This is a genomic window from Microcoleus sp. C2D2, assembly GCF_036702495.1.
GTDB lineage: Bacteria > Cyanobacteriota > Cyanobacteriia > Cyanobacteriales > Microcoleaceae > Microcoleus.
Genome location: NZ_JAUBTO010000162.1, coordinates 1 through 16,792, shown reverse-complemented (window position 1 = coordinate 16,792; position 16,792 = coordinate 1). Strand labels below are relative to the sequence as shown.

The window sequence follows — 16,792 nt, the reverse complement described above, 5'->3', positions numbered from 1 at the left end:
GTCCCGCCCGTCCAAAAAGGACGGGCGGGACGCCCATCCCACTTTCCTTGTGGAAGTTATTTAATTCTCATTCCTTAACTCAATGGCTAGACTTGCCAGCGCAGAACGAGCCGGGTCTTCAATCTCCCGATTCTACGACAACTGTAAAAAAGGAAATCCTGGTAAAAAAGGATATCCACAGTTCCAGAAAGATTGTCGTTGGGTTGAATACAAAACGACTGGCCCGAAGCTGGCCGACAAGCGCAAGACCATAACCTTCACCGACAAAAAGGGAATAGGGAGGTTGAAGTTAAAGGGAACACGCGATTTGCATTTCTACTCCTTGGGCCAAATAAAACGGTAGGGCATACCGGAACGCAATGCACGCTTGTGCAAGCAACGCTCTCTTGAGACGAGGCCTCTACTTCGGCGCTGAGAAATCCTGCCTCTGTAAGCTACGCGGTAGATTAAAGAATCAAGAGTGCGTTTACGCCCGGGAGTGTCAAAACTAGCAACTTCAGTTCGCTATCGAAAACTCGGCAATTCAATTTCAGCTAGCGATCGACGTTTTTTAGAAGGCCGCAGCGGACTGGCAATCAAGGTCAGCCAGTCGGGTTGTGCGACTGCTGTAGGTTTGGCCGCACCCGATCGCACTTCTTGAATGCCAAAAGTTTCAACTGAATTCAAAATTGGAACAGCCGGTGCCAATTCAGGGCTGCCTGATTTGACAGCAGCAGCTTCGGGTTCAGACTCAGCCACCTGCTGTTCAGGTTCCGCAACCGCAAGGGCCGAGTCAGTTGTCGGCTCCTGAGGCTGGTTGGTTTCGGTCGGATGCAATTGAATGCCAGATACTTGGGCTAATTTGTTGAGTTCCAGATTTGCTATGGGTTCAGGGTCGATCGCATCGGAAGCAGCCGCTGCCTCTGAATGCTCTGCAGGTTCCGACCAAGGTTTGACAGGGGAAGCGTTGAAAGCTGGCGGCACCGGAACCTGAGAGCTTTTGACCGCCGCGAGCAAAGATTCTAATTGCGCGGTGGCGGTATCATCTGCATTGTCAGGCGGGTCGATCGTCGGTGGCTTTACGTGCGGCATCTCCAGACTTCTTTCCAAGGCAGCTTTGAATTGCAGGGTGTGGCGCTGCTGGCGGTGCAAGCGCGATCGAAGTTCCCTGCAAACATTTTCTGTGGCTACTAGCTGGTGTAACTGTTCGTTGTAGCGCTGCACAGTAGACGCACATTCTCGCTCAACAGCCGCTAGCCTGGCTTGGCTGGTTGCCAAGTGACTTCTTAAACTTTCGACTAAAATTTCTTGACTTTGGAGAGTTTGATGGGAAACTTCTACTTTGCCAAACAGCCGCGTCAATTGTTCTTGAGTATTTTCGAGTTCTGCAGTCCGTTGTTCTAGCAAAGTTTCGCGATTCTGCAAGGTGTTTTGGGACTCTTCGAGAGCTGTTTCTAGCTGGGCGAGGCGCTGCAAAAGGTCGCGGTTGCATTCGTGCAGCGCTTGCATTAGGGTGACTGGGGTCGATCCTTTGCCCTTAGCCTGTTCGACATTGCCAAGCAGATTTTTTAGATTGTCTGAAATCGGGGGCGAACCCGCCTCGGTAGGCTGTGTCTGAGATTGCGAATTTTTTGTTTCAGGTTTTGTGGGAATTGCATCTACGCTGATCGCGTTGGGAAAATCTACTGTTTGCCAGTCTTCTTCTGGCTGTTGCGGAACCCTTGCCGGAGTGTCTGTCGGATGGGGGGCGATCGGCTCAAAACCCCCAGCAGCAGCCAAATTTGACTGCAATGGTTCGGTATCGGATGGAACAGCAGGGTGCGGTTGGTGCTGATGGGCTCGAAGATCAGCTTCTGACATGGCTTTTTATCCCAATAGTCACAGGGTCTGTGATACAGTCTATCCTTATAGATTCTCCAGAAGGAAGCCCCTAAGTGATAGTTTTTGTCATTTTTCCTGTTTTTTGGGACAATAGCCTCTAAATCGAGCGGCGCGATCGAGCTATAGCGTTCGGAAGAAGTGCGATCGAAGTCGTCAATCGATTTTAGATTTTAGATTTTAGATTTTAGATTGACCCCACGGATAAATGCGGGGGCTTGAGGATTTTCGATTTTCGATTTTGGATTGATTCCACGGATAAATCACGTGGCGGGTACCACCTTTGAAATTCGCTTGTCAAGCGCGAACAAGGAAGAAGCAATAAAATCAAGGGTTTGAGCAATTAAGAACGTCCTAACCGTTTTAGCGGTTGCGCTATACAACCCGAACTCAAATTAACGCGTAAGATGCGCGCACCAGAACCCTGCGGATGTGAGTTTTTGGCCGCGAGTTTTATCAAAATGATTTTTCCCAATGTCTAATAAGCTGTTGTGCATTTAAATTGTATATTTCGAGTCCCGATCAAAAATCGTCAAATCCTCTCCCCCTCTCCCCTTCACCCCCTCTCCCTCTCTAATACCATAGGCAATCTAGATGCAACACAGCTTAGCAGTTTCAAAAAATGATGCAACTGTAGGGCGGCGAGCGAAATCCATACAGAATCAGTTATTCCCAATTCTGGAATTCTTTAATCTAAAATGGTATAACTTACTGTTTCGGCATCCGCGCGATCACCTAAGCTTTAACAACTGCAAAATGTTTGTCAATGATTGCTGGAATTTCTGCAGGTGCAATGCGGCTGTAGCGAGTTTTGTCCGGCATCACAACTATATTTGGGCCCGCTTTGCACTGTTTGAGACATCCGGTTCCCTGAACTGTCACTTTGTCTTCTAAACCGCGCGAATTCAAAGCATTTTCTAAAGCTTTACAGACTCCTCCAGCGCCCCGCTTCAGGCAGTCTGATTTTTGACATACTAATATTTTGGTTTGGGTTTTTGCCGGAGCTTTTACAGTTTGAGCTGCTGTGCCAGAGGTGAATTCGCTTTTGGCGATCGCCCGATCGTCGGATGCCAATACCGCAACAGGCAGATTGGTGGAGTCGAGCAGTTCTGGCGATCGGTCGTTCTGGCCCCGAGCCAGCTTGAGGCTGCGAGCTTTAAGTTTTATTTTACCGTTTTTCAAGTTGAGTTCTTTCTCACCTACAACTTGAACTTTCAACCCGGGCGTCAAAACAGGTAACAGAAATGACCGCAATTCCTTGCAAAGTTTAACGAGATATTCTACTCCCCGATCGTTGCTAATTCGCAAATATTTAAGTTTGCAGCCATCTTCAACAATCAGGCCGAGGATTTCTCCCTCTAAACTGAATTCGGAAACTTGCTTGCCAGACTTATACATTGTTATGACTCCTTTAAATCCGTTACATCCGTTACATCTTGTACGCTGCTCGTTGCCGAACTTCCTTGTACCTTTACCCGATTTGCCAGCAGCACTCCAGCCACTGCACCAGTTCGCCTCGAGAGGCACTGACTTGCCTCAACACGCTCTTTAACTGAGCCGCTTGTTTGACAGTGTTGACTTTTGCCCGCAAAGGTTGGTCAACCGCACACCAGCAGGGAATTTCTAGCTCTTGCAAGCGTTTGTAAACTTGCCATCTATCTAGCCAACTAACTTGCACAATGTCACAAACTTCTAATTCTGGCTCTGCTGGATTCATTTTTTGACAACAGTAATAATTTGCATTAATTTTTGATCCTGACCGATCGCCTGCAGAAGTTAAAAGCTAGATTTCCCAAGAAAATCAAGGATTATCAAAAGCCCTTACTGAAAAATCCTGCCCTTTGCCTTCTACCTTCTGCCTTCAGAAGGTGCGTTCCGCTTTCAGGAAGCGTTCAGAACGAGAATCTTTTTAAAGCATAACCCAACTGCTAATTATTCTCAATAGGTTTAGAAAAAAATTTTCCTACTCTAGAAAATCTTCCACTATCGAGGCAGACCCTGCTTGACTGGTAAATATACGGTGCTAGACTGACTATATTGGCAATAAAACTGGCTATTGAGAGGAGAACACCCATGGCCCAGACTCAGAGTGCATTGAGACCATTTGGCCACATAGCCGAAAACCCAGTTCTACTGGAACATTCAGTCACAGCACCGATTTGCGAAGGAATGAACGCGCTGCTGGCCAGTTTTCAGGCTCTCTACCTGCAATATCAAAAACATCATTTTGTGGTGGAAGGGGCAGAATTTTACTCCTTACACAAATTCTTTGAAGAAAGCTACGGAGAAGCTCAAGATAGCGTCCACGAATTGGGCGAACGCTTAAACGGGTTGGGCGGCATACCAGCAGCTAGCTTTAGCAAGTTAGCCGAGCTGTGCTGTTTTGAGCCGGAAGCAGACGGCGTATATTCCTGCCGCCAAATGCTGGAACACGATTTAATTGCAGAGCAAGCTATCCTCGGTTTGCTGCGGCGTCAAGCAGGACAAGCAGAAAGTTTGGGCGATCGAGCTACCCGCTACCTCTACGAAAAAATCCTGCTAAAAACAGAAGAGCGAGCTTATCACATTTCCCACTTCCTCGCCCCCGACACCCTAGTGCAATTGAACTTGAACTAACAACCTGTTTGTAGTAAGCTGTTGCGGCATTTAAATAGAATGTCAACAAAAAATCTAAGTCTTGTGGGGTGGGCGTCTCGCCCGCCCTGAATATGCAATTTAAATGCGTGACAGCTTAACTCGGCGGTTGAAACCGCTGCTTGTCAAACCAAGTCCCTCTCGCTTGAGACTAAGAAATAAGCCGGATTTGGTATTATATCTAAAAAAACGCCAGCAGCTAGAAAAGTGCTGGCGTTTTTATACAATGTAAAAAGGGAAAAACTGCGGTTGTGGTAGTAAAAAAGGTGGAATTTGGGCTCATTTAGCTCTACGCCTTTTTCCTTTTATTGCCCACCGCCCATCGAGCAGCCAGGAGCCATAAAGCAGTACCAGCAACGGTTGCAGGCTCGGGAACTTGTTCCGATCCAGCAGCAGTAACTTTAGCAAAAAGCAAAGCTTGATTCGTTCCCCCTTCCTGAGAGATAAACTCATTGATAGGGGTGCCGCCCGGAGTGAGGCTGAAACCTAACAACTGCAAAGTGTAATCAGTTCCGGCGACGGAAAACTGATTCGACATTGAAGTTTCGGAAATAGAAATTTTGTCGGCACAAGGAGTGATGCTGAAATAAGCACAAGTACCCCCATTCGGAGTTTCATCAATCTGCAAGTTTAAATTAAAAGATTGAGTCGCAGCCGGATTGTCAAAGTTTAAAGAGAGGCTTAAATTAACTGCGGAAGCTGCTGTGCCCCCTGAAATAGGATTGTTAAAATGGCGCAATTGCCCGACTTGGAATATTTCACCGAGTCCAAAGGTTGAGGGGCCAACTCCTGTAAATCCCAGTCCGCTTTTTAGGCTGGTACCGTCACCATAAGCTGGATTGCCCCAGCGTATTTGGCTTTCGCTACCGACAGTCTGGTAAACAATCCCGCTACCGCCAACAGGCTGATTCCAACTGCCGGAAGATAGATTTAAAGATATAGCTCCCGCTTGAGGGGCAATACCAAATACTAAAGCAGCACTAGCTGTTGATAATTTAAAAAGACTAAACTTTGTTACATTCATGGGAGTACCTTAACTTATTTGTACTCTGGCTTGTTTAAAATTACTAGATTGGCGATCGCGTCTCTACTTTAAATACCTTGCTTTACGACATCTTTAAATGTACTCGCTTCTCCTCCGTAAAATACTTAATTAATCAACAGAGGATACAAAGGAACAGAAAAAAAGGAGCGATCGAATTTGATCTTTTTAGCTCTACAAAAAACGCGATCGGTTAAACACCAAGCCGCGTTTTTATACAATGTGAGCTTAAAATTTGAGAACTCCGACTTCTCGAAGAAGTCGGGATTCTAGGGGAGTTATCCAGCGACGAATTAAGGCGCTAAAGCATTGCCGCGCAACAGACTACCAATAGTTTTCGCAGTAATCTTCATTTGGATGAAAGGATTTGCCGGTACTACTGTTTTATACAAGTAGCTATCGAATGTGAGTTTCTGCACGTCGCGATCGGCACACATTTCCACAAAAGCTTCGCGAGTAGCATCGGAACGGTAAAACACGCGCTGCAAAATGTCAAGAACTTTGTAAGTAATGCCGTAGGCTTTATCCCACCGCTTCAAGTAAACCTTAATTTCCTCTTCAGTCGGAATGCGCGCGCCTTTATTGGAAATCTCAACAATAGTTTCGGCGCACATCCGGCCAGACTTGGCGGCAAAATAGATACCTTCGCCCGAAGACTTGGTAACGTAGCCGGCGGCGTCGCCTACGAGAGCAACTCGACCGACAACTCGGCGGGGACGCGGATGTTCCGGGATGGGGTGAGCTTCCACTTTAATAATCTCACCGCCGAGGAGTTTTTTGGCAGCGCGGGCGCGGACTCCTGCTTGCAGCTTTTTGATGCTGGCTTGATTGACTTTCATCGTGCCGGTACCGACGGCTACGTGGTCGTATTTGGGGAACACCCAAGCGTAGAAATCGGTAGATACGTCGTCGCCGACGTACATTTCGGCTAAGTCTTGGTAGTAAGCCATTTTATCTTCTGGCAGGCGGATGCGCTCTTGGAAGGCGATCGCATAATTGTAGTCGCCAGCGTCTATCGCCTTTGCTACGCGGGAGTTAGCGCCGTCAGCCCCAATTACCAAATCCACTTTCAGAGTTTTCTGAATTCCCATGGCGCTGCCGTCGGAGTGGTCGGCATAGTGGAGAATGTAGGGGTCGGTGTTGTTGGAAGGAATGTCTAATGTGTGAACGGTGCCGTTAATCAGTTTTGCACCCAACGAAGCTGCGCGATCGCGCAGGAAGCCGTCGAGCACTTCGCGGCGGCACATACCGATATATTCGTGTGCGTTTTCGATGTTGATGTCCACCTCTACGTTGGAGGGGGAGATCATTTTCATTTTTCTGACTTGGCGGTCTATTATATGTGGCGGCAAGTCAAATTCGCTGACCATGCACAGGGGAATCGCCCCACCGCAGGGTTTGGCGTTGTCTAATTTACGCTCGAATAGGTATGTTTCGATGCCTGCTTTTACCAGTGTTTCGGCGGCGGAAGAACCCGCAGGGCCTGAACCTACTACTGCAACCCTTAGTGTCAAAGCTTTTCTCTCCAGTTTTTTTCTATAGGCATTACTCAGGTGTGATGGTATCACGGACTTTGGATGCGGTAGGCGTTCGGGCCGGAGATTTCAATGAAATGAAACAGAGCTTAACAGTTCGATACGAAAATCGGGTCTGGGGCGATCGTTTCGATCGAAGATCTTAAATTTTTCAGTGTAGATGAAGGTGGATGGACCCTGATGTGCGATCGAACATTTTGCACTATTTTCTAAGAACAGGCAAGATGCCTGTTCCACAAAGAATGAATTTTCTGCTTTCTAAGAACAGGCAAGATGCCTGTTCCACAAACACTGAATTTTCTGCTTGTGGGGCGTTGCTTCTAGCCCGCCCGGACATGAACAGGCTTTCCGGCCTGTTCCACAAACACTGAATTTTCTGCTTGTGGGGCGTTGCTCCTAGCCCGCCCGGAATATGTTAGAACCAATGCAATAAGTTACATTTAAGTAGTTCCACTTATATCTAAAATTCTTATGCTCGGTAATTTTCAACAAAGCAACCTGCGGATTGAGCTTGAAGCTTCCGAAACGGAGATTAGGGACAGCTTGTTGCGTCCGAGTCAATTGCAACAGTGGCTGTGGCCGCAGCAGTTGTCTAGCGGTTTGCCGGAAGAATTTTCTCAAGGTTTGACGTTTACGAGTTGGTTGGGCCCCCTGGCTGTTCAGCATCACGTTGATATTGCTGAGCAGAATTGTCTGCGGCTGTTATTGAGCCAGGGAATTGACGGATTCCACGAGTGGTATTGGGGCGACGGTTGGGTGCAGTCTCGGTTGGAGGGAGTGTCGCTGCTGCCGCTGAATTTGGGGCAAACCGCTAGTTTACTGCGGCTGCGGGAGTTTGTAGCCCGGAAGGGTAAGGGGAAGTAGATAAATGACTCTCCAAAATCATTACAACAAAGTCTGGTAGTCCTGCATAGCAAGGAAAAATTCTAAACACTTTTAGGGGTAAAGAAGCGTTATAATCAGGGCTAAAATACCAGAAGACCGCGAGATGATTGGAGAGCTTTGTAGATGAGGACACGCTATTTCTTACAATAGCGAGATCTGCTTGGCCTCAGGGTGTTATTGAATCTTTCGATATCAGAAGTTGGGCCCGTATCTTTCCCGACAGATTTGTGTCGCTGGCGAGGAAAAACTTTTTTAGAGGCGGCCCCAAAATCTGTATAAGAGAGGAGACTTTGTCTGTAAACTGCAACGAGGGAATCCCACAAACCTCTAGCACCAGTTTCAACTCTACTTCCTATCTACAGCCCTAGAATTTCTTTGGTTAAGGCATCAATCGCCAGCTCTTTCCACAGCTTGTTACCCTTATAGCCTACAAACGACCACATTTCATCAGATTGGCTCGTTAGCTTGCCTTTTTTTTTACTTTACTTGAACTTGCCGGAGGACGAATGCTAATTGTTGAAAAACACATAGTATTGCAACCAGCGGGGGGACACCCCCGTGACTTTGGCAATCCCGGCTCAAGATATTTTTTCTTGCTAAAGCCGATCGCTCAATTCTTTTGTTTCTTCTGAAATCGGTTGATGTCTGGGTTTTGAACAAACTGCCTGTGACAATCTCTACATCTAAAGTTTTGGTTACCGCTGTGGGTGGGGCCATTTGTAACGCTGTTTGGAGAACCGCAAGGAAGACAATTCATGGAATTGAGAATTAACAAGGCTTAGATACGTACCATTATAGCTCCTTACCATTACTATGCCACACTACCTGAAAGCCGCGAGCTGCTCAAAAACTAACAGTTTGTGAGAAAAGACAATTTGTTCCTTTCTAATTCCTTTCTAAAGCGCTATTCTAGACACAACGAACCGGGTGCGTTTTGACTTCGCGTTAATTTTTACCCTAAAAATAAATATGCTCTCCATTCCAGGCATTGCCGTCCAGACACTTCTCTATGAAAGTGCCAACTCTCTGGTTTACCGGGCGATTCGGGAAGCAGATAACCAACCGCTCATCCTCAAACTTCTCAAAGAGAGCTACCCCACACCTCAAGAATTGCTACGCTACCGCACCGAATACCGCATCACCCGAGAGCTGAAAGAGGCGGGAGTCGTGCAAGTTTATGACTTGCAAAAATACCAAAACGGCCTCGTGATGTTTGTGGAGGACTTTGGCGGGCAATCCTTGAAAATATTGATGCAGCAGCGAAAGTTTAGCCTTAAGGAGTTTCTGTTTGTTGCTTCCGCCACCACAGAAATTTTAGGGCAAATTCACAGGGCAAACATCATCCACAAAGATATTAACCCTTCTAATATAGTATTCAATCCAGAGACGGGGCAGATAAAAATTATCGACTTTGGTATTTCCACTCAGCTAACGCGAGAAACGCCGAGCCTAAAAAACCCGAACGTTTTAGAAGGCACCCTCGCTTACATCTCGCCGGAACAAACTGGGAGGATGAATCGCGCTCTCGATTACCGCAGTGACTTTTACTCCCTCGGCGTCACCTTCTACGAATTGCTGACAGGAAAACTGCCTTTTGAGACAGAAGATGCTTTAGAGTTGGTTCACTTCCACATTGCCAGACAGCCGATTCCTGCGCACGAAATCGATCCCAGAATTCCCCTAATTATCTCCCAAATAGTCAGTAAATTGATGGCGAAAAATGCCGAAAACCGCTATCAAACGGCCGGGGGGATCAAACACGATTTAGATAAGTGTCTGGTTCAATTACAAGGAACCGATAGCATAGAAGAATTTGAGTTGGGAACGCGGGATATTACAGACCGTTTTCTGATTCCCGAAAAACTCTACGGCAGAGAAACGGAAGTCGCTCAACTATTAGCAGCCTTTGAGCGAGTCAGTACAGGTAGCGCCGAAATGATGCTGGTGGCTGGCTTTTCTGGGATTGGTAAAACCTCCGTAGTCAACGAAGTCCACAAGCCGATAGCCAGGCAGCGGGGCTATTTTATTAAAGGCAAATACGACCAATTTGGGCGCAATATTCCTTTCAGTGCATTTGTGCAAGCCTTTCGGGAATTGATGGGGCAATTATTATCAGAAAGTGATGCTCAATTACAAACATGGAAAACCAGGATTCTGACAGCAGTGGGCGACAGCGGGCAAGTGCTAATTGAGGTAATTCCTGAATTAGAACGCATCATTGGCCCTCAAAGTCCTGCACTAGAACTGTCGGGGAGTGCCGCCCAAAATCGCTTTAATTTGCTGATGGAAAAGTTTGTGCAAGTATTTACTACTGCCTCACATCCCTTAGTGATGTTTTTGGATGATTTGCAGTGGGCGGATTCGGCATCCCTGAAGTTGCTACAACTGTTAATGCAGGATAGGGGGCATCTGTTAGTGTTAGGTGCTTATCGGGATAATGAGGTGTCCGCTGCTCATCCGTTTATGTTGACGGTGGATGAGATTGTGAAGTCTGGGGCAGTGGTGAATACTATTACCCTGCAACCCTTGAGTTTAGCAGATCTCAATCAGTTGGTAGCAGATACGCTGATTTGCGATTTATCTTTGGCCGGGCCCTTGACAGAATTGGTTTATCAAAAAACCAAAGGTAATCCCTTTTTCTCGACTCAATTCCTCAAGTCGCTGTATGAAGAGGGTCAAATTATCTTTGACTGGGATGTACGGCATTGGCAGTGCGATATTGCTCAAGTTACATTTGCCGACGCCTCGGATGTGGTGGAGTTTATGGCGGCGCAATTGCAGAAGTTGCCTGTCCCTACTCAGGATGTTCTCAAACTTGCCGCCTGCATTGGGGCGCAGTTTGATTTAGATACATTGGCAATAGTCAGCGAAGAATTACCAGAACAAACGGCCTCAGCGTTATGGAAAGCCTTGCAAGAAGGACTTATTTTACTGGTTGCAGAAGGCTATAACTTCCTTCAAACAGATGAGCGATCCCCTACTGAGTCTGTTGCGAATTCTACTTATAAGTTCCTGCACGATCGCGTCCAGCAAGCGGCTTATTCATTGATTCCCAACGACCAAAAACAAGCCACTCATCTCAAGATTGGACAGTTACTGCTACAAAATTATTCGGAAACTGAAAGAGAAGAAAAACTTTTTGATATTGTGGGGCATTTAAATCAAGGAATTGAGTTAATCAATCAATTAAGCGAACGAGAAGCCTTAGCAAAACTCAACTTGGCAGCGGGTTGTAAAGCCAGAAGTTCTACTGCCTACGCTGCGGCAAATATGTATCTGCAAATGGGAGTTGAGCTACTGACACCTCAATGCTGGCAAACTCAATATGAATTGACCCTAAATCTCTATGTTGCTGCTGCTGAAATTGCCTATTTAAATGGTGACTTTGATGGTATGGAGCAGAGGTCAGCACAGGTTTTGCAAAAAGCCCAAACAATTTTAGATCGAGTTAAAATTTACGAAATTCAAGTTGCCGCTCAGACAGCCCAGAGCAAGGTGTTAGAAACGATCGCCGTAGCAAGAAACGCACTCTTACAATTGGGGATTCAACTCCCTGCCGAACCTGATGAAGCCAAAATTGGCAAAGCGCTACAAGCCCTTGCGGACCAACTAAGCGGCAGAAAGATTGAGGAACTTGTTGACCTACCTGTGATGACAAATCCACAGACTCAGGCAGCTATGCAACTGTCTGGTATGTTATTTCCACCCATTTTCCAGGGAATGCCCGGTTTGCTTCCCCTGCTGAGCTCTACGATGGTGAGTTTATCGCTGCAATTTGGGAATGCACCCGCCTCGACGGTGGGGTATGCGATGCACGGGATGGTGTTATGTGCCTTTTTAGGAGATGTCGAAACCGGCTATGGCTTTGGGCAATTGGCACTCTCATTGCTCGATAGGTTCAATGTGCCCGAATTCAAGTCTATAATTCTGCTTTTGTTTGGTGGTTGGATTCAGCATCGCCAAGAATCTCTGAGGGCAACGTTACCGACGCTGAAAGAGGGCTATAGATTGGGCATGGAAACAGGCGACTTTGTAGACGCTGGCTACAACATATATATTTGTTTTTATACCCATTTATTCGCTGGGGTAGAACTAGACTCTTGGGAAGCAGAAATAGCAGGTTACAGGGCTGTCATGGCGCAGTTGAAACAATATTCGGCTCAGATTTATTTGGATATGATTCAGCAGACAGTGCAGAACTTGAGGGAAACGCGTATTCGGCCGGATTTCTTAATAGGCTCTGCCTACGATGAAACGGTGATGATTCCCAAGCACTATGAGGATAATGAATTCACGGCGATCGCTTGTGCCTGCATCTACAAACTGCTGCTTGCTTACTGCTATGGGAATTACACGGCTGCCCTAGACCACATTACCCAAGTCAAACAGTATGTCATGGGAGTATCGGGATCGGCTTTTGTTCCGATTTTTCATTTTTATGCCGCCCTCACCCACCTGGCACTTTTTCGGACACAGCCAGCAATTGAGCAAACTGAAATTCTTGGCTTAGTTGAAACCCATCAAAGCACGCTGCAACAGTGGGCGCAAAACGCTCCGATGAATTATCTGCATAAATGGCACTTAGTTGAAGCCGAACGGCAACGGGTGTTGGGCAATAAAGCCGAGGCGATTGAAATGTACGATCGCGCCATTTCTGGAGCCCAAGAAAACAAATATACTAATGATGAAGCCCTGGCCAACGAACTAGCAGCCAAATTCTACTCGGAATGGGGCAAAACAAAAGTTGCTCAAGCCTATATGTTTGAGGCGTATTATTGTTATGTTCAATGGGGAGCTACTGCTAAGGTAACGGATTTAGAAACGCGATATCCCCAATTATTCGCGGTAACTCAACCGGTGGGAAGTAAAAACACTAAAACTACCGTAGCAATGACAACCACGGGTTCTGGTAATCACCTAGATATCGCCGCAGTTATGAAGGCGTCTCAGGCTATTTCCGGCGAAATATTGCTGGATAAGCTATTGTCTAGCTTGATGAAAATTTTGATTGAAAATGCAGGGGCGCAACGAGGATATTTGATTTTGTCAAGCCAGGGAAAGCTGTTAATTGAAGCTGAAGGGACAATAAATTCCCAACAAGTCACCGTGTTGCAGTCAATCCCCGTTGAAATCTGTCAAGAGCTTTCCTCTGCAATTGTCAATTATGTGGCCCGCACTCAAGAAAGCGTGGTACTAGATGATGCTGTCCGAGAGGGACAATTTACCAACGACCCCTACATCCAAAAGCATCAGCCCAAATCAATTTTATGTGTGCCGCTGATTAATCAATCTCAAATCGTCAGTATTGTTTACCTAGAAAACAATCTGACAGCCGGAGCTTTTACCCCAGAAAGAGTGGAACTATTAAAAGTGTTATCTGGGCAGGCGGCTATCTCGATTCAAAATTCTAAGCTTTATACAGAAGTACGCGAAAATGAAACCAGGCTGGCTCAACTCAACAAAGCTTACGAGCGATTTGTTCCCCATCAATTCCTCCAGTTTTTAGAGAAATCAAGCATCGTTGATGTGGAATTGGGCGACCAAGTGCAGTTAGAAATGTCAGTGCTATTTTCCGACATTCGCGACTTCACCACGCTTTCGGAAACTATGACGCCGGAGGATAATTTCAAATTTATCAATTCCTATCTCAGTCGCATGGAACCCGTTATCAATGAAAATAAGGGGTTTATTGATAAATATATTGGCGATGCGATTATGGCGCTGTTTAGCGGCGAGGCGGATCATGCGGTGAAAGCGGGAATTGCTATGGTGCACCGCCTCATTGAATACAATCAATACTGCGCTAAGGCTGGCTGTGCGCAGATTCAGATTGGGATTGGGATTAATACGGGTTCTTTGATGCTGGGAACGGTGGGAGGACCGAATCGCATGGACGGGACGGTAATCAGCGATGCGGTGAATTTAGCTTCTCGCGTAGAAAGTTTGACGAAAAATTATGGGGTGTCGCTATTAATTACCCACCCAACTTACTCGCGCCTAAAAAATCCATCCCAGTATGCAATCCGCACCCTCGATACGGTAAAAGTCAAGGGAAAATCCGAAGCAGTAACGGTTTATGAGGTGTTTGATGCTGACCCGCTAGAAATTAAAGAGGGCAAGTTAGCTACGCTGGAATTGTTTGCAGAAGCTAGGGCAATTTACTCGGAAGGGAAGCTATTTGAAGCGGCGCGGCTGTTTTCCGAGTGTTGGCGTCAGAATCAGGGCGATGGCGTCGCTAAAATTTACTGGGAACGCTGTCAGTCTGCATTGGTGACTCGCACCAAAATCAAAGAGAGGCTACACAATTTACATTAATTGCCACAGTCCGAAACTCGATCGCTACATTATTACACCGCGAGTCCCTGATGGTTTTGAGAGTCTGCTTGTCCTGAGAGTTGGCGGCCGCGTAGCGCGCGGGAACTCTCAGCAGCTATAGCAGATGTTGAAGGCTTTAGTTATCTAGAAGAGAAGGAAAATGCAATTGGGGGCAATGGTTTGAGCGATTAACAACGTCCTCCCCATCGGGCGCGGTTGCGCTATATTACATCACCTCTTAAGTGAAGGAGAGTTAATTATTAAATGGAGGCCAAAACTTCAAAATAAGGCTAATGCTTGTATCATAGTTTAAATGCACAACAGCTTAATATCACTCTTATAGGTATGTTGTGGCACTTTAGCGCTAAAGCGCAACAACATACGAAGTCTAAAAAGTTACGAGCGGATTTATACTGCTGGCCGTCACTCCTTTCAATATAGCTAAGTATTCCCCTGTTACCTGATACTGAATTATCGTATCGCTAACAAAAGCGCCTGTTCCTTGAAAAATATTTAACTGGTTAAAAGCCAGGGGGCTAATTAAATCAATTGTGTCTTGATTTAGGGTAAAATCAGTAATCACATCGGCGGCGTCCGCGGCTGTTGAACCAGTACCGATCGCGATCGCAAACACATCAAAACCCCCTCCGCCTGTGAGAGTGTCGGCACCCATTTCTCCACATAAGTAGTCATTGCCCCCGTCGCCAAACACTATATCGTCGCCATTCCCCCCGTAAATGCGATCGTTTCCCTTACCAGAGTAAATCAAGTCAATACCGCGATCGCCAGTAATGAAGTCAATCCCCTGACCACCAAAAATAATGTCATTGCCATCACCGCCCCTGATGCCGTCATCCCCTTTTTGTCCGTAAAGCAAGTCATCTCCTGCTTTGCCATGAAGATAATCGTTGCCGGGGCGTGCGTGGATCATGTCATTCAAGGGCGATCCTGTGACGCGATCGTCCTTGTCTGTGAAACCGATTACTGACTTTTGGAACAAGGTTTGGACATCCCCTAAGTTATCGTTATCGCTGATATTGACTGTGAGAGGGGCGACCAGATTATTATACAATGTGTCTGTACTGGTGGTGGCGTGGCTAATTGGGGTGACACGATCGCCCTCAACAACCGCATCGTCAACCGCAGTCACCGTTACCGTTTGAGCGATATTCCAATTGGCGGGAGTAAAAGTAAGGGCAGGTAGGCTGACAGTAACTTGGCTTCCAGGGGTAATGGCGACGGTGACATTAGCAGTTGGCTGAGTATTAAGTCGCACTTTGTATATATCGCTGCCCAAGCTTTCGAGTACGTCGGTACTGCCAAGTGGTTCAAGGAAAATGACAGCGGGAGTACCTAAAGTCGGCGTGGGAGTCGGAGTCGGAATCGGCGTGGGAGTCGGAATCGGCGTGGGAGTCGGAATCGGCGGGGGAGTCGGAATCGGCGGGGGAGTCGGAATCGGCGGGGGAGTCGGAATCGGCGGGGGAGTCGGAGTCGGCGGGGGAGTCGGAGTCGGCGTTGGAGTCGGAGTCGGTGTTGGCGGGGGAATGTTAACAGTAAAACTGCCTAAATTGCTACCTACAAATTGATTGCCAAAAGAATCTTTTACTTGCGATGCTTGCAAATAAACAGCGTAACTGCCATTATCTGTATCATCCCAACTTCCCCCAGGCGGAGTCAGCAAATAAGTTGCCGTGCGAGTCGTACTGTTACTATTAGTATCGACGCCCACAAACGCAGCACCAATAGCACCACCTGACCAAATTACTACCAAGTCAGAATCATCTAAACTGCTAACATCAATTCCACTACTATCACTGAAAGTAACTGTCAATATCTGACTTGTACCACCCCCTCTAGAAATATTAGAAACGGCACCCAATATAGCAGGAGGTGGGGTGATATTAGCAGCATTACGAATCAGTTGAGTTGCAGCGATATTGTTATTACTGGCAGCATCATACGCAACAGCCGCAAGTACATCAACTGTGACGGGGCCATCAGCATTCGGTGTGACTGTAAAATTATAACTCGTGCCGCTACCTGTAAAACCGCTAACCGTACCGTTAGTAACATTAATGCCACTTTCCCTAAATCCTGTCACATTTTCACTAAAAGTTGCCGTGACTAAAAATGGTGCATTTATTGTTGTCGGTAAAGTTGATGTTAAGGCAACAGTTGGCGGTGTAACATCAGCAGTACGAACCAGTTGAGTTGCAGCGGTATTATTATTAGTCGCAGTATCCGTAGCTTGAGTCGCAAGCACATCAACAGTGACAACGCCATCCGCATTCGGGGTGACATCAAAGGTGTAGGTTTTGGCATTAACTGGGACAAAGTTACCGACTGTCGCATTGGTGACGGTAATATCAGTATTATCAAACCCGGTGACATCTTCACTAAATGTTGCTGTGACGCTAAATGCTGCGTTGACTGTTGTTGCTGATGCCGATGTTAAGGCAACAGTTGGCGGTGTAACATCAGCAGTACGAACCAGTTGAGTTGCAGCGGTATTATTATTAGTCGC

9 protein-coding genes and 2 pseudogenes are annotated in these 16,792 nt (G+C 46.7%); 4 read left to right on the top strand and 7 right to left on the bottom strand.

Annotation, left to right across the window (positions count from 1 at the left end; translation table 11 throughout):
- Positions 1 to 73: 73 nt before the first annotated feature.
- Positions 74 to 340 (top strand): annotated as a pseudogene (locus tag QUB61_RS32660) (RNA-guided endonuclease TnpB family protein); the annotation flags it as partial.
- Positions 341 to 504: 164 nt separating this feature from the next.
- Here the strand turns inward: QUB61_RS32660 and QUB61_RS32655 are convergent.
- The 3 genes from QUB61_RS32655 to QUB61_RS32645 form a co-directional block, all read right to left on the bottom strand.
- Positions 505 to 1,839 (bottom strand): hypothetical protein, encoded by a 1,335-nt coding sequence (locus QUB61_RS32655; protein WP_333133177.1) that lies wholly within the window; start codon positions 1,837 to 1,839, stop codon positions 505 to 507.
- 753 nt (positions 1,840 to 2,592) lie between these two features.
- Positions 2,593 to 3,255 (bottom strand): (2Fe-2S) ferredoxin domain-containing protein, encoded by a 663-nt coding sequence (locus tag QUB61_RS32650; RefSeq protein WP_333190282.1) that lies wholly within the window; start codon positions 3,253 to 3,255, stop codon positions 2,593 to 2,595.
- A gap of 73 nt (positions 3,256 to 3,328) precedes the next feature.
- A complete protein-coding gene (locus QUB61_RS32645; RefSeq protein WP_333133174.1) occupies positions 3,329 to 3,574 on the bottom strand; it encodes an Asr1405/Asl0597 family protein in 246 nt (81 codons plus the stop codon).
- A gap of 356 nt (positions 3,575 to 3,930) precedes the next feature.
- Here QUB61_RS32645 and QUB61_RS32640 point away from each other — a divergent pair, with 356 nt between their 5' ends.
- Positions 3,931 to 4,473 carry a Dps family protein gene (locus tag QUB61_RS32640; protein WP_242723503.1) on the top strand — a complete coding sequence of 181 codons (543 nt, stop codon included), beginning with the start codon at positions 3,931 to 3,933 and terminating at the stop codon, positions 4,471 to 4,473.
- Positions 4,474 to 4,780: 307 nt separating this feature from the next.
- On the opposite strand, the gene QUB61_RS32635 is transcribed toward QUB61_RS32640, so the two are convergent.
- Positions 4,781 to 5,515 (bottom strand): THxN family PEP-CTERM protein, encoded by a 735-nt coding sequence (locus tag QUB61_RS32635; RefSeq protein ID WP_333133172.1) that lies wholly within the window; start codon positions 5,513 to 5,515, stop codon positions 4,781 to 4,783.
- A 311-nt stretch (positions 5,516 to 5,826) separates the two neighbouring features.
- On the bottom strand, positions 5,827 to 7,047 hold the full coding sequence (gene chlP / locus QUB61_RS32630) for a geranylgeranyl reductase (protein WP_333133170.1): 1,221 nt from the start codon (positions 7,045 to 7,047) through the stop codon (positions 5,827 to 5,829).
- A 492-nt stretch (positions 7,048 to 7,539) separates the two neighbouring features.
- Here chlP and QUB61_RS32625 point away from each other — a divergent pair, with 492 nt between their 5' ends.
- Positions 7,540 to 7,932, top strand: coding sequence for a hypothetical protein (locus QUB61_RS32625; RefSeq protein ID WP_333133169.1), 393 nt, complete (start codon positions 7,540 to 7,542; stop codon positions 7,930 to 7,932).
- A gap of 79 nt (positions 7,933 to 8,011) precedes the next feature.
- Here QUB61_RS32625 and QUB61_RS32620 read toward each other — a convergent pair.
- A pseudogene (locus QUB61_RS32620) lies at positions 8,012 to 8,710 on the bottom strand (IS1 family transposase); the annotation flags it as partial.
- A 212-nt stretch (positions 8,711 to 8,922) separates the two neighbouring features.
- Between QUB61_RS32620 and QUB61_RS32615 the strand changes: the two are divergent.
- Entirely contained in the window at positions 8,923 to 14,268 is a 5,346-nt protein-coding gene (locus QUB61_RS32615) for an AAA family ATPase (RefSeq protein WP_333133168.1), read from the top strand.
- A 388-nt stretch (positions 14,269 to 14,656) separates the two neighbouring features.
- Here the strand turns inward: QUB61_RS32615 and QUB61_RS32610 are convergent.
- Positions 14,657 to 16,792 (bottom strand): Ig-like domain-containing protein (locus tag QUB61_RS32610; protein ID WP_333190280.1); only part of this gene is annotated, 2,136 nt, incomplete at its 5' end.